Source organism: Nocardioides litoris (assembly GCF_006346315.1).
Taxonomy (GTDB): Bacteria; Actinomycetota; Actinomycetes; order Propionibacteriales; family Nocardioidaceae; genus Nocardioides; species Nocardioides litoris.
The window spans coordinates 452113-464655 of the sequence record NZ_VDMR01000001.1 but is presented as its reverse complement, the minus strand read 5'-3'; the positions used below and the strand labels follow the sequence as shown (position 1 = coordinate 464655).

Sequence of the window (12543 nt, the reverse complement as noted above, 5' to 3'; positions counted from 1 at the left end):
GGTCGGCGTCGGCACACTGGGGCCGTGCCGACGACCGCCAGCGCCTCGGGGGTGCCGCTCCTGGTGGTCGAGGACGACCCCGAGCTGCGGACCGGCCTCGAGCGCGCGCTGGGCGCGGCCGGGTTCGTGGTCCGCACCCTCGCCGACGGGTCCGGGCTCGAGGACGAGCTCGACCGCACCCGGCCCGCGCTGGTGGTGCTCGACTGGATGCTGCCCGGTCGGCAGGGACCCGACCTCGTGGCCGTCGTGCGCCGGCGGAGCGCGGCCGCCGTGGTGATGCTGACCGCGCGCGAGTCGGTCGAGGACCGGCTGCGCGGCTTCGGCGTGGGCGTCGACGACTACCTGGCCAAGCCGTTCGTGGTCGAGGAGCTGGTGGCGCGGGTGCGGGCGGTGCTGCGCCGCTCCGGGGCCCTGCCCAGCACCATCGAGGTCGGCGACCTCGTCGTCGACGAGGACGCGGCCCGGGTGACCCGCGCAGGCGAGCCCGTGGTGCTGACGCCGACCGAGCTGCGGCTGCTGGTCTTCCTGGCCCACCACCGCGGCCGGGTGCTGTCGTCGACCCAGATCCTGAGCCAGGTCTGGGGCTACGACACCTACGCCGACAACCTGGTGCAGGTCCACGTGAGCTCGCTGCGCAAGAAGCTCGAGGCGCACGGGCCCCGGATGCTGCACACCGAGCGCGGTCTCGGGTACGTCCTGCGCGCGGCCCCGTGACCGCCCCGGAGGCGGGCCTGCGGACGCCGTCGCTGCGGCGTCGCCTGACGGTCGTGGTGGTGGCGATGGTGGCCGTGGTGCTCGTCGTGCTGGTGCTGGCCACCGACGTCGCGCTGCGCGAGCGGCTCGACGGCCAGCTGCGCGACCGGCTGCTCGACCGGGCCGAGGTCGCCGAGGCGCTGGCCGACCAGGTCGACGAGCGCGACCTGGCCCGCCGGCTGGAGGGCGACGGCATCTCGGTCGTCCTGGTCACCGCCGACGGCGCGACGTACGCCGAGGGCCCGCTGGCCGGCGGTGCGGTCACCTCCGACGACCCCGCCGGGCCCTCGGAGGGGCCGCAGCCCCCGGCGCCCGGCCCGGGCCCGCCGCCCGGGGGGCCGCCCGGCACCGACGCCGTCGACCGTGACGGCGACCGGCTGACCGTGGTGCGCAACCTGCCCGGCGGCGACCGGGTGCTGCTGCTCGCCGACGCGGGGTCGGTGCGCGAGACCGTCACCCAGGTCCGGCTGGTGCTGCTGCTCGCGGCCGCCGCGGTGCTGCTGCTGACCGCGGCCCTCGTGCCCCTCGTCGTACGCCGGTCGCTGGCGCCGCTGGGCCGCATCACCGACGTGGCCCGCGAGATCACCCGCGGCGACCGCGCCAAGCGGCTGCGCCCGGTCTCCCCCGGCACCGACCTCGGCCGCACGGCCGAGGCCTTCGACGAGATGCTCGACGCGGTGGTCGGTGCCGAGGAGCGGGCCCGCGGTTCCGAGGGCCGGCTCCGCGCGTTCCTCTCCGACGCAGCGCACGAGCTGCGCACGCCCGTCGCGGCCGTCCAGGCCTCGGCGGAGAACCTGCTGCGCGAGGACCCGCCGCGCGCCGAGCGCGAGGAGGTGCTCGTCGGGCTCATCCGGCAGACCCGCACCGCCGGCCGCCTGGTCGACGACCTCGTGCTCATGGCGCGCATCGACGAGGGCCTGCCGCTCGAGCTCGCCCCGACCGACCTGCGGGCCGTCGTCGACGACGTGCTGGCCGCGCTGGCCGACCTGCACCCCGACGCCCGGCTCGAGGCCACCGGCCACGCCGCCCCGGTCACCGCCGACCGCGACCGCGTCGCCCAGGTGCTGACCAACCTGGTCACCAACGCCGTGCGCGCGGGCGGCCCGTCGACCGCGGTGCGCGTGGTGCTGGCCGACGACCCGGGGTCCGGCTCCGCCGTGGTCGAGGTGCTCGACGACGGCCCGGGCGTGCCGGCCGAGCAGCGCGAGCGCGTCTTCGCCCGCCTCGTGCGCCTGGAGGACAGCCGCGCCCGCTACCCCGGCTCCGGCCTCGGGCTGCCCATCGCCCGGGGCATCGCCGAGCGGCACGGCGGCACGCTGGCCTGCCTGCCGCCCCGCGACGAGGACGGCGGCCGCGGCGCGCGCTTCCGCCTCTCCCTCCCGCGCACCGCGGTGGTCGAGCCCGGCGCCGCGCACCCGTAGGCTCCCCGCCATGTCCTGGTCGGTGTTCGTCGAGCGCACGTTCACGGTCCGCCGACCGGTGGCCGAGGTGTTCGACTTCCTGGCCGACTTCGAGCACACCGAGCACTGGGACCCGGGCACGGTCACCACCCGCCGCACCTCGGGCGACGGCGGCCTCGGCACGACGTACGACAACGAGTCGGAGTTCCTGGGCCGTCGGGTCAGGCTGGTCTACGAGACCATCACCTTCCGCCGCCCCGAGGCCGTGCAGGTCCGCGGTCGCAACAAGGCCTCGACCGCCACCGACTCGATGACGTTCACCGACGCCGGTGGCAAGACCACCTGCATCCACTACCGCGCCGACTTCACCTTCCACGGCTGGGTGCGCCTCGTCGCGCCCCTCGTCGTACGACGGGGCCGGCTCGACGACCTGGCCGACGAGACGGTCGACCGCATCGTCCGCACCCTGGAGGACCGATGAGCCACCCCGACCACCCGCTCGGCGTCGACTTCGGCGGGTCCGGCATCAAGGCCGCACCCGTCGACCTCGAGCGCGGCGACTTCGCCGCCGACCGCGAGCGCATCCCCACCCCCGACCCGTCGACGCCCGAGGCGGTGGCCGAGGTCCTCGCCGAGCTCGTGTCCTCCTTCGAGGGCCACGGGCCGGTCGGCGTGACCGTGCCCGGCGTCGTGCGCGACGGGGTCGTCAGCACCGCCGCCAACATCGACGACTCCTGGATCGGCACCGACGCCGCAGCCGTCTTCGGCCGGGCCACCGGGCGCGCGGTCGTCGCCCTCAACGACGCCGACGCCGCCGGCCTCGCCGAGAGCCGGTACGGCGCCGCGCGCGGCCAGCACGGCCTCGTGGTCGTCACCACGCTGGGCACGGGCATCGGCTCGGCCCTGCTGCACGACGGCGTGCTGGTGCCCAACTCCGAGCTCGGCCACGTCGAGATCGACGGGCACGACGCCGAGCAGTGGACGGCCAACAAGGTCCGCGAGGACGAGGACCTGTCGTGGGAGGAGTGGGCCGAGCGGCTCACCGTCTACTACCGCACGATCGAGGGCCTGCTCTCGCCGTCGATGTTCGTCGTCGGCGGCGGGGTGAGCAAGCACGCCGACAAGTTCCTGCCGATGATCGGCATCGACACCCCGATCATCCCGGCCGTGCTGCGCAACAAGGCCGGCATCGTCGGCGCCGCCCTGCACGCCGCCGGCGAGGGCTGAGGGCACCGGCCTGACCCGACGATCCGTCGAACACGTGTTCGACGGAGGTGCTACCGTCGGGACCGTGGACTTCCAGAGCACCCTCTTCGAGGCGCCCTCCCCGGGCAGCGCCGTCGGTGCGCTGGCCGGCCTCGAGCGCCGCGTGCTCGGCCAGGGCGCGTGGCTCGACGTGCTGCCCGGCTGGGTGCCCGCCAGCGACGACGTCCTCGAGACCCTCGTGCGCGACGTGCCGTGGCGAGCCGAGCGCCGCCAGATGTACGACCGCCTCGTCGACGTGCCGCGCCTGCTGCACACCTACATGATCGGCGAGGAGCTCCCCCACCCCGTGCTCACCGAGGCCCGCGACGCGCTCTCGGCCCACTACGCCGACGAGCTGGGCGAGCCGTTCCGCACCGCCGGCTGCTGCTACTACCGCGACGGCCGCGACTCGGTCGCCTGGCACGGCGACACCATCGGCCGCGGCTCGACGCACGACACGATGGTCGCGATCGTCTCCTTCGGCGACCCCCGACGCCTGCAGCTGCGACCGCGCAGCGGGGGCCCGAGCACCTCGGTCGAGATGGGCCACGGCGACCTGGTGGTGATGGGCGGGTCCTGCCAGCGCACGTGGGAGCACGCCGTGCCCAAGGTGGCCCACGCCGGGCCCCGCATCTCCGTGCAGTACCGCCCGTTCAACGTGTTCTGACCCACGTCCCGCGAGGACCCGAGCAGCCCGCGAGGGTGGACCGACCCCCGACGGCGAGGTCTAGCGTCGGAGGCATGAGCCAGACCCCGTCCGACCCCGCGCTGACCCCTCCGACCGACGCGGAGCCGGCCTCGACGAAGCCCACGGACGAGACCACGCCGCCGCCCCCGCCGCCGCCCACCGAGGAGCGCCACGACGACCCGCTGCGCGGCTCGCGCATCAGCGGGGCGTACGCCGCGGTCATCGCCGCCGCGGTCCTCATCGTGCTGCTGGTCATCTTCGTGTTCCAGAACACCGCCGACGCGCGCATCCAGTTCCTGTGGCTGGACGGCCAGTTCCCGCTCGCCGCCGCGCTGCTGATCTCGATGGTCGCCGGCATGGTCGTCGTGGCCCTGGTCGGCAGCCTGCGCATCCTGCAGCTGCGCCGCCGGGTCAAGCGCGAGAACAAGCGGGGCAAGTGAGCGAGCAGGCGGGCACGGCCCGCGCCACCATCGGCTTGACGGGCCTGGCGGTGATGGGCCGCAACCTGGCGCGCAACATCGCCCGCCACGGCCACACCATCGCGGTCCACAACCGCACCACGGCCAAGATGCAGGACCTGCTCGACGAGCACGGCGACGAGGGCGACTTCGTCGGCACCGAGTCGCTCGAGGAGTTCGTGCAGGCCATCGAGAAGCCGCGCGTCGTCCTGGTCATGGTCAAGGCCGGCCCGGGCACCGACGCCGTGATCGACGACCTGGTGCCGCTGCTCGACGAGGGCGACATCGTCGTCGACTGCGGCAACGCCCACTACGCCGACACGATGCGCCGCACCGAGCAGCTGCAGGAGCACGGCCTGCACTTCGTCGGCACCGGCGTCTCCGGCGGGGAGGAGGGCGCGCTCAACGGGCCCTCGATCATGGTCGGCGGCACCGACCAGGCCTACGAGCGACTCGGCCCGATCCTGGAGTCCATCGCCGCGCAGGTCGACGGCGAGCCCTGCTGCGCCCACGTGGGCGAGGGCGGCGCCGGCCACTTCGTCAAGATGGTCCACAACGGCATCGAGTACGCCGACATGCAGCTCATCGCCGAGTCCTACGACCTGCTGCGCTCGATCGGCGGGCTCGAGCCGGCCGAGATCGCCGACGTCTTCGGGCGCTGGAACGAGGGCGAGCTCGAGTCGTTCCTCATCCAGATGACCGCCGACGTGCTCCGCCACACCGACTCGGGCACCGGCCAGCCGTTCGTCGACGTGGTCAAGGACGCCGCCGAGCAGAAGGGCACCGGCCGCTGGACCGTGCAGAGCGCCCTCGACCTCGGTGTCCCGATCACCGGCATCGCCGAGGCGACCTTCGCCCGCAGCCTGTCCGGCCACGGCGAGCAGCGCGCCGCCGCGCGCAAGGTCTTCACCACCGACCCCGACGAGCAGCGGGTCGACGTCGACCGCGAGGCGTTCGTCGACGACGTCCAGGCCGCGCTCTACGCCTCCAAGGTCGTCGCCTACGCCCAGGGCTTCGACCAGATCAAGGCCGGGGCCGAGGAGCACGGCTGGGACATCGACCTCGGCCAGGTGGCCAAGATCTGGCGCGACGGCTGCATCATCCGCGCCCGCTTCCTGGGTCGCATCACCGAGGCCTACACCGACGAGCCCGACCTGACCACGCTGCTGACCACGGCGTTCTTCGCCGACGCGGTCAAGGAGGGCGTCGACGCCTGGCGCCACGTGGTGGCCACCGCGGCCCAGGGCGGCGTCCCGGTCCCGGCGTTCGGGTCCTCGCTGTCCTACTTCGACGGCCTGCGCCGCGAGCGCCTCCCCGCCTCGCTCATCCAGGCCCTGCGCGACAACTTCGGCGCCCACACCTACCAGCGCATCGACCGCGAGGGCACCTTCCACACCGCCTGGGCGGGCGACCTGAGCGAGAGCGAGGCCTGATGCCGACCACGACCGAGACCACGGCGGGCGCCTCGGGCACCTTCCGCATCGGCGGCGACCTCGACGTCGTACGCCTCGGCTACGGCACCATGCAGCTCACCGGCGACGGGGTCTGGGGCTGGCCCGACGACCGCGACAACGCCGTCGCCGTGCTGCGGCGTGCGGTCGAGCTCGGCATCACCTTCTTCGACACCGCCGACTCCTACGGCCCCGTCGTGGCCGAGGCGCTGCTGAAGGAGGCCCTCCACCCGTACGCCGACGACGTGGTCATCGCGACCAAGGCCGGCCTGACCCGCCAGGGCCCGGGCGTGTGGACGCCGGTCGGCGTGCCGGCCTACCTCCGGCAGCAGTGCGAGCTGTCGCTGCGCAACCTCGGGGTCGAGCGCATCGACCTCTTCCAGCTGCACCGCATCGACCCGGCCGTCGACCTCGAGGACCAGGTCGGCGAGCTGGTCAAGCTGCGCGACGAGGGCAAGATCCGCCACATCGGGCTCTCGGAGGTCACCGTCGAGCAGCTCGAGATGGCCCAGGCCATCGCCCCGATCGCCACGGTGCAGAACCTCTACAACCTCGCCCACCGCGACGCCCAGGACCTGCTCGACTTCTGCGAGACCCACGACATCGGCTTCATCCCGTGGTTCCCGCTCGCCACGGGCGAGCTGTCCGGCGACGACGGCGTGCTCGGCGACGCCGCCCGCGAGCACGGCGCCACGCCCTCGCAGCTCGCGCTCGCGTGGCTGCTGCGCCGCTCTCCCGTCATGCTGCCCATCCCCGGCACGAAGTCGCTCGAGCACCTCGAGACCAACACCGCCGCCGCGGGCATCGAGCTGACCGACGAGGAGCACGCCGCCCTGACCGCCCTGGGCGACTAGCCTCCTCGGCGTGGACCGGATGGCGGAGGCGACCGCCGAGCGCCTCGAGCTGGCCGACCTGCTCGAGTCGCTGACGCCCGCGCAGTGGGCCACCCGGTCGCTGTGCTCCCGCTGGTCGGTGCGCGACGTCGCCGCGCACGTCGTGAGCTACGAACGCCTCGGCGTCACCGACCTGGCGCGCCTCGGCGCCCGCGGCCTCGGCTCCCCGGACCGGATGAACGCCCTCGCCCTGGCCGCGCTCGCCGACGCCTCCCCCGCCGAGCTCGTGCGGCTGCTCCGCGAGCACGCCCGGCCGACGGGGCTGACGGCCGGGTTCGGCGGCGGCATCGGCCTGACCGACACCCTGGTCCACCACCAGGACGTACGCCGCCCGCTCGGCCTGCCCCGCGTCGTACCGCCGGAGCGGCTGCGCTTCGCCCTCGGCTTCACCCTCACCGCCCCCACCGTGCGCGGCGCCTGGCACGCCCGCGGCGTCCGCCTGGTCGCGACCGACGTCGACTGGTCACACGGCCGCGGACCCGAGGCGCGTGGCCCCGGCGAGGCCGTCCTGATGGCCCTCGCCGGCCGCGCGGGCGTCGCCGCCGACCTCACCGGCCCCGGCGCCGACCGCCTCCGCACCCGCCTCGACTGACCGCCCCTCGACACCCCCGGGGGCATCGGTCGGCATCGGTCACGCATGCAACTCACCGTCCGACGCACTCCCCCGCCCGCATTCGGGCGGGGAAGAGGGTTCGGCGGTGAGGGAGTCGGCGCCCGCGAGCGCCGGCTCAGACGTTGACCCCGAAGTCCTTGGCGATGCCGTGCAGCCCGGAGGCGTACCCCTGGCCGACGGCCCGGAACTTCCACTCCCCGTCGCGGCGGTAGACCTCACCGAAGATCATCGCGGTCTCGCCGGTGGCGTCCTCGGACAGGTCGTAGCGGGCGATCTCGCGACCGTCGGCCCGGTCGACGAGGCGGATGAAGGCGTTGGCGACCTGGTCGAAGCTCTGCCGCCGGGCGTCGGCGTCGTAGATCGAGACCGCGACGACGATGCGCTCGACCTGCGGGGCCATCCGCGCGAGGTCGACCTCGATCACCTCGTCGTCACCGTCGCCCTCGCCGGTGAGGTTGTCGCCGGTGTGGTGGACGGTGCCGTCGGGCGAGGTGAGGTTGTTGAAGAACACGAAGTGCTGGTCGCTGAGCACCCGCCCGCCACTGCCGCACATGATCGCCGAGGCGTCGAGGTCGACGTCGTGACCCGTCGTCGCGGCCACGTCCCAGCCGAGGCCGACCCGGATCTGCGCCAGCGCCGGCACCTGCTTGGTCAGCGAGACGTTGCCCCCCTTGCTCAACCGCACCGGACCGGCCGACGGCGCGGCCCCCGCTCCCCCGGCGTACGGCGGGGGCGGCGGAGGGGCGGCCGGGGACGCCGCGGGCGCGCCCCCCAGGGGCACGACGTCGGCGCCGTCGAGCACCTGCAGCACCGGCGAGCCCACGAAGTCCTCGCGGACCTCGCCGCGCACGACCGGGGCCCAGCGCGCCTGGACCGGGTTGCCACCGGGCTCCCCGCGGCCGAGCGCGGCCATCATGGCGTGCGACTCACGGGCGATGGCGTCGTTGATGCGGGTCGCGCCGGTGACGTCGGCACCGTGCACGGTCAGGGCACAGCCGCGCCCGCCCTGCACGGCCGTCAGCCGCAGCGCGCCGTCGGCGGTGCGGGCGAACCCGCGCGGGTCGGCCCGCAAGTCGCCGCGACCCACCTGCAGCAGGCCGAGGACGTAGTCGACGAGGGCGTCGACGGGAGCCTGCTCGCTGAACCAGGTGACGGTCTCGTCGGCCCGCAGGTGGTCGACGTACACGGAGCGGGGGTGGTCGGCCGGGAGGCCGGTGTCGCGCAGGCCGGTCATGTCTCGGACCCTATCCACGCAGCCGCGGGCCGACACCCGCCGGCGGGGCGGGCCACCCCGGGGGTGGTACGCCGGGGCGCGCGGGCCGGACACCCTGGAGCGGTGACCCCGGAGCCCAAGACGTGCCAGTCGTGCGGTCGCCGCATCGAGTGGCGCAAGAAGTGGGAGCGCGACTGGGACCAGGTGCGCTACTGCTCCGACGCCTGCCGGCGACGCAAGGTCGGGCCGACCGACCGGGCGCTGGAGGCCTCCATCCTCGACCTGCTCTCCCAGCGCGCGGCCACGGCCACGATCTGCCCCTCGGAGGCCGCACGGGCCGTCGCCGCGGCGGAGGGGCGCGGCGAGGAGTGGCGCGAGCTGATGGAGCCGGCGCGGCGGGCAGCCCGACGGCTGGTCGCGGCGGGCGACGTCGAGGTCACCCAGCAGGGCCGGGTCGTGGACCCCTCGACGGCCAAGGGACCGGTGCGCGTCCGCCGCGCCCGCTGACGGCTCCCGCAGGTTTCCACCCGGGCCGCACCGGGGAGGACGGCCGTCATGACACCAGACCAGCCACGGGTGCGCGGCGAGGCCGCCGACGGGATGGTGGTGCTCGAGCTGGGAGCCGACGGCGACCTCGAGGTCACCCTCGACCCCCGCGTCCGACGTCTCGACACCGACGACCTCGCCGCGGCCATCCAGAATGCCTTCCGCGACCTGCGCACCAGGGCCTCGGCCCTGGGCGAGGACGACCGGGCCCGCGAGCAGCGGCGCGCGGCCGCCAGCGAGGCCCTGGCGCCGGCGCGGGATCGCCTCGACGCCGCAGCCGCCCGGGCCAGCGAGCTGAGGAGGAGGATCCATGGTCAACGCGCATAGCGGCGGAGGCGGCGGAGGCGGCATCTCCGAGAGCTGGGGGGCCGAGGTCGTCACCGACACCGCGGCCATCAAGCACGGCGCCGACCAGGTCGGGTGGGCCGCCGACACGCTCGGCCACCAGCGGACGGCGGCCAAGGGCACCCTGGTGCCGACCCCCTGGGGCGGCGACATCAACAGCTACACCTACGAGGGTCTCTACAACGGCATCATCGAGCACGCCGACCGGGCGATCGGCACGCACGAGACGTTGCTCCGCTCGGCCAAGACGCGGTTGGACAACTGGGCCAAGAACGCCGAGGACACCGAGGAGACCAACCGCGAGGCGGCCAGCCGCATGAACAACGACGTCCGGGAGGCCTGAGATGGGGATCGAGCTGCCGGGCCACCTGGCGGAGTGCCTGAGCAAGACCGGCCAGGTGTGGCCTCCGGCCGACGAGGACGGGATGCTCGACGCGGCGGAGGCCTGGACCGACTACGGCGACTCCCTGACGCGGGTCAACGAGATGTCCTACGACGGGGTGCACCACGTCTCGGCCTACAACGACGGGCCGGCGGCCTCGCGCTTCGTCGACTGGTGGGACTCGGGTGGGTCCGACGGCCTCGGCAAGGGACCACGCGACCACCTGCACCAGGACAAGCAGGCCACCGGGATGATCGCGGAGTCCCTGACCGGCGTCGCCGACGTGACGATCCAGCTCAAGGAAGGGTTCATCGACGTCCTGGAGTGGCTCAAGGACGAGCTCGAGGGCCTCGACGCCGCGCTGCGCAACGCCTCACGCTTCTCCGTGGTCGGCTACTTCGTCTCCGACAGCGACGACGAGCTGGTCGAGCGGGCCCGGGAGGACCTCGACGAGCTCAGGAAGCAGGCGGCCGAGATCATCGACGGCGACCTGGCCGAGGCGCTGCGTGAGGCCCAGGAGCTGATGGAGGTGCTGCCGGTGCGGCACCCCGACGACGCACCGCCGCCCACGGCGACCCCGCCCACCACGAAGGCCCCCGGCGGCATGCAGCCGGGCGAGGCCAACCCCGGCGGCGGGGGGAGCGCGGCCGCTCCCCCGTCGAGCGTCCCGGCCGGTGGCGGCGGGGGCGGCGGCGAGCCGTCCGGCGGAGGCGGCGGTGGTGCCCCGTCCGGTGGCGGGGGCGGGGGCGGGATGCCGTCGTCGGGCAGCGAGCTCGCGCCCGGCCAGCAGTCGACCCTCGAGGGCCAGCAGGCCGAGCTGGAGCCGGTCGAGGAGTCGGAGGAGTCCGGCGAGGAGGCGGAGGAGATCCAGGCCACCCCGCTCGAGGAGGAGCCCGGCGAGGGCGAGGAGAACGTCGCCGAGACGGTGACCGAGACCCCCGAGGGCACCGTGACCGAGACCGTGACGCAGACCGCCGACGGCACCGTCACCGAGACCGTCACCCAGACCGCCGACGGCACCGTCACCGAGACCGTGACGACCGCCCCCGACGGCACCGTGCTCGAGACGGTCACCACGACCGAGACCGTCACCGAGACCGCCGAGGGGACCGTCACCGAGACGGTCACGGTGACCGAGCCCGGCGACGGCACGGAGGCGACCGGGCAGACCGACCAGGGCGGCGGCGAGACCAACGCCGTCGGCGTGGGCGAGCCGGCCGGGGCCGCGGCCCCGGGCACGAGCGGTGGCGGACTGTCGGCGCAGCCGATCGGCCAGTACGACGCCCAGGGCGGCGGCGGTGCCAGCGGTGGCGGCGGACAGGGCGGTGCCGCGGGCGGCGCGGCCTCGCTCGGCGCGGCGCCGTTCCCCGGCGGGGCCGAGGGGCCGGGCGAGCAGGCCGGTCGGCCGGCCGCGCAGGAGGTCGGCCAGCAGGCCGGCCAGCAGGTCGCAGGTGCGGCCGGTGGCGCGGGCGGCGGCGCCGGCGGTCCCGGCGGTCCCGGCGAGTCCGGTCGAGGTGACCAGTCCGGCGCCGGTGGCGCCTCCGGCGGCGCGCCCGCCGCGGGCGGCAGCGCAGCCGCAGGCTTGGGTGGCGGCCAGGGCGGTGCCCAGGCCGGCGGTCAGGGCGACTGGCTGGCCCGCCTCAACGGCACCGAGGACGACGACGACGAGGACGTCGTGCTGGCGCAGACCGCGGCCGCGCCGCGGGGCGGGACGCCGGCCGGCGGCCGCGCCTGACCAGGTCGACCGACGACCGACGACGACCGACGACGACCAAGGGGGTCGGGGCCACGTGGCCCCGACCCCCTCGTCGTGCGTCCGGCAATGCTCAGCGCCGGAGCAGCCGCCACAGCAGCAGGACGACGGCCAGGCCGGCGACTCCCTGCTTCCAGTAGGACCGCGCCAGCACCGGCAGCACAGCGGCCCCCAGGTCGAGGCTGTCGTCCTGGGGCGCCGCGGCCGGGGCCGGCCGAGGCGCCGCAGCCGGCCGCGGCGGCGGCGTACCGGTGGCCCCGGTCGTCGCCGCCGCGGCGGCGTCGGCCAACGGCGTCGGCTCGACCACGGGGTCCGGACCCGGGTCGTCGACCGGCGCCTCGGCCGGCGGCCCGGGCTGCTCGCCCAGCCGCTTCTCCAAGCAGCTGACGAACTGCCCGAGCAGCTTGTCAGAGACGTCCTGCATCACCCCGCGCCCGAACTGGGCCGGCTTGCCGGTGATGTTGAGGTCGGTGAGGACCTCGACGTCGGTGCCGCCGTCGGCCGCGTCGGACATCGACAGGCGCACCTGCGCGCCAGCCGTGCCGTTGCCGCGCTTGTCCTTGCCCTTGGCGTCGACCTTGAAGGCGTGCGCCGCGTCGTCCTTCTCGACGAAGGTGCCGGACCCGGAGTAGACCAAGGCGATCGGGCCGAGCTTGACCTTGACCGAGCCGGCGAACGAGTCGCCGTCGGCGGAGGTGACCTGGGCCCCCGGGAAGCACTCCGCGAGAGCGGCGATGTCCTGGAAGTGGGCCCAGGTCTCGTCCACGGGCGTGGGCACCGTGAAGCGGTGGGTGAGGTCCACC

The 12543-nt window shown here is 74.9% G+C and carries 15 protein-coding genes; 13 read left to right on the top strand and 2 right to left on the bottom strand.

Annotated features, from left to right (window positions below; genetic code table 11):
* The first annotated feature begins 24 nt into the window (after nucleotides 1-24).
* From FJQ57_RS02275 to FJQ57_RS02235, 9 genes are all read left to right on the top strand, one after another.
* Nucleotides 25-714 (top strand): response regulator transcription factor, encoded by a 690-nt coding sequence (locus tag FJQ57_RS02275; RefSeq protein WP_139977617.1) that lies wholly within the window; start codon nucleotides 25-27, stop codon nucleotides 712-714.
* A complete protein-coding gene (locus FJQ57_RS02270) occupies nucleotides 711-2174 on the top strand; it encodes a HAMP domain-containing sensor histidine kinase (protein ID WP_139977616.1) in 1464 nt (487 codons plus the stop codon). The genes FJQ57_RS02275 and FJQ57_RS02270 overlap by 4 nt, the downstream gene beginning before the upstream one ends.
* Before the next feature lie 10 nt (nucleotides 2175-2184).
* Complete coding sequence (locus FJQ57_RS02265; RefSeq protein WP_139977615.1) at nucleotides 2185-2634, top strand: SRPBCC family protein; 450 nt, start codon at nucleotides 2185-2187, stop codon at nucleotides 2632-2634.
* Entirely contained in the window at nucleotides 2631-3380 is a 750-nt protein-coding gene (ppgK, locus tag FJQ57_RS02260; RefSeq protein WP_139977614.1) for a polyphosphate--glucose phosphotransferase, read from the top strand. Before FJQ57_RS02265 ends, ppgK begins: the two co-directional genes overlap by 4 nt.
* Nucleotides 3381-3444: 64 nt before the next feature.
* Nucleotides 3445-4065 carry an alpha-ketoglutarate-dependent dioxygenase AlkB gene (locus FJQ57_RS02255; protein ID WP_139977613.1) on the top strand — a complete coding sequence of 207 codons (621 nt, stop codon included), beginning with the start codon at nucleotides 3445-3447 and terminating at the stop codon, nucleotides 4063-4065.
* Nucleotides 4066-4139: 74 nt separating this feature from the next.
* Nucleotides 4140-4526: a LapA family protein gene (locus FJQ57_RS02250; RefSeq protein ID WP_139977612.1), complete on the top strand. Its 387-nt coding sequence runs from the start codon at nucleotides 4140-4142 to the stop codon at nucleotides 4524-4526.
* Nucleotides 4523-5977, top strand: a complete 1455-nt coding sequence (gene gndA, locus FJQ57_RS02245; protein WP_211348724.1) for an NADP-dependent phosphogluconate dehydrogenase — start codon at nucleotides 4523-4525, stop codon at nucleotides 5975-5977. Before FJQ57_RS02250 ends, gndA begins: the two co-directional genes overlap by 4 nt.
* On the top strand, nucleotides 5977-6849 hold the full coding sequence (locus FJQ57_RS02240; protein ID WP_139977611.1) for an aldo/keto reductase: 873 nt from the start codon (nucleotides 5977-5979) through the stop codon (nucleotides 6847-6849). The genes gndA and FJQ57_RS02240 overlap by 1 nt, the downstream gene beginning before the upstream one ends.
* Before the next feature lie 19 nt (nucleotides 6850-6868).
* Complete coding sequence (locus FJQ57_RS02235; RefSeq protein ID WP_139978934.1) at nucleotides 6869-7480, top strand: maleylpyruvate isomerase family mycothiol-dependent enzyme; 612 nt, start codon at nucleotides 6869-6871, stop codon at nucleotides 7478-7480.
* A gap of 136 nt (nucleotides 7481-7616) precedes the next feature.
* Here the strand turns inward: FJQ57_RS02235 and FJQ57_RS23520 are convergent, their stop codons facing one another.
* Entirely contained in the window at nucleotides 7617-8735 is a 1119-nt protein-coding gene (locus FJQ57_RS23520; RefSeq protein WP_281284216.1) for a TerD family protein, read from the bottom strand.
* 102 nt (nucleotides 8736-8837) lie between these two features.
* Here FJQ57_RS23520 and FJQ57_RS02225 point away from each other — a divergent pair, with 102 nt between their 5' ends.
* Genes FJQ57_RS02225 through FJQ57_RS23515 form a run of 4 tightly spaced genes read left to right on the top strand, consistent with a single transcriptional unit; the run spans nucleotide 8838 to nucleotide 11722 of the window.
* Nucleotides 8838-9221, top strand: a complete 384-nt coding sequence (locus FJQ57_RS02225) for a DUF2256 and DUF3253 domain-containing protein (RefSeq protein ID WP_211348722.1) — start codon at nucleotides 8838-8840, stop codon at nucleotides 9219-9221.
* 48 nt (nucleotides 9222-9269) lie between these two features.
* On the top strand, nucleotides 9270-9587 hold the full coding sequence (locus FJQ57_RS02220; protein WP_139977609.1) for a YbaB/EbfC family nucleoid-associated protein: 318 nt from the start codon (nucleotides 9270-9272) through the stop codon (nucleotides 9585-9587).
* Nucleotides 9571-9948, top strand: coding sequence for a hypothetical protein (locus FJQ57_RS02215; RefSeq protein WP_139977608.1), 378 nt, complete (start codon nucleotides 9571-9573; stop codon nucleotides 9946-9948). The genes FJQ57_RS02220 and FJQ57_RS02215 overlap by 17 nt, the downstream gene beginning before the upstream one ends.
* Before the next feature lies 1 nt (nucleotide 9949).
* Entirely contained in the window at nucleotides 9950-11722 is a 1773-nt protein-coding gene (locus tag FJQ57_RS23515; RefSeq protein ID WP_139977607.1) for a hypothetical protein, read from the top strand.
* Nucleotides 11723-11813: 91 nt separating this feature from the next.
* Here FJQ57_RS23515 and FJQ57_RS02205 read toward each other — a convergent pair whose 3' ends face one another.
* A complete protein-coding gene (locus FJQ57_RS02205) occupies nucleotides 11814-12542 on the bottom strand; it encodes an SRPBCC family protein (RefSeq protein ID WP_139977606.1) in 729 nt (242 codons plus the stop codon).
* Between the last annotated feature and the right edge of the window lies 1 nt (nucleotide 12543).

Excerpts from the sequence above, each read along its gene's own strand:
- FJQ57_RS02240 (WP_139977611.1), top strand. The coding sequence starts at position 5,977 with ATGCCGACCACGACCGAGACCACGGCGGGCGCCTCGGGCACCTTCCGC.
- FJQ57_RS02215 (WP_139977608.1), top strand. The coding sequence starts at position 9,571 with ATGGTCAACGCGCATAGCGGCGGAGGCGGCGGAGGCGGCATCTCCGAG.
- FJQ57_RS23520 (WP_281284216.1), bottom strand. The coding sequence starts at position 8,735 with ATGACCGGCCTGCGCGACACCGGCCTCCCGGCCGACCACCCCCGCTCC.
- FJQ57_RS02235 (WP_139978934.1), top strand. The coding sequence starts at position 6,869 with ATGGCGGAGGCGACCGCCGAGCGCCTCGAGCTGGCCGACCTGCTCGAG.
- FJQ57_RS02220 (WP_139977609.1), top strand. The coding sequence starts at position 9,270 with ATGACACCAGACCAGCCACGGGTGCGCGGCGAGGCCGCCGACGGGATG.
- FJQ57_RS23515 (WP_139977607.1), top strand. The coding sequence starts at position 9,950 with ATGGGGATCGAGCTGCCGGGCCACCTGGCGGAGTGCCTGAGCAAGACC.
- ppgK (WP_139977614.1), top strand. The coding sequence starts at position 2,631 with ATGAGCCACCCCGACCACCCGCTCGGCGTCGACTTCGGCGGGTCCGGC.
- FJQ57_RS02250 (WP_139977612.1), top strand. The coding sequence starts at position 4,140 with ATGAGCCAGACCCCGTCCGACCCCGCGCTGACCCCTCCGACCGACGCG.
- FJQ57_RS02265 (WP_139977615.1), top strand. The coding sequence starts at position 2,185 with ATGTCCTGGTCGGTGTTCGTCGAGCGCACGTTCACGGTCCGCCGACCG.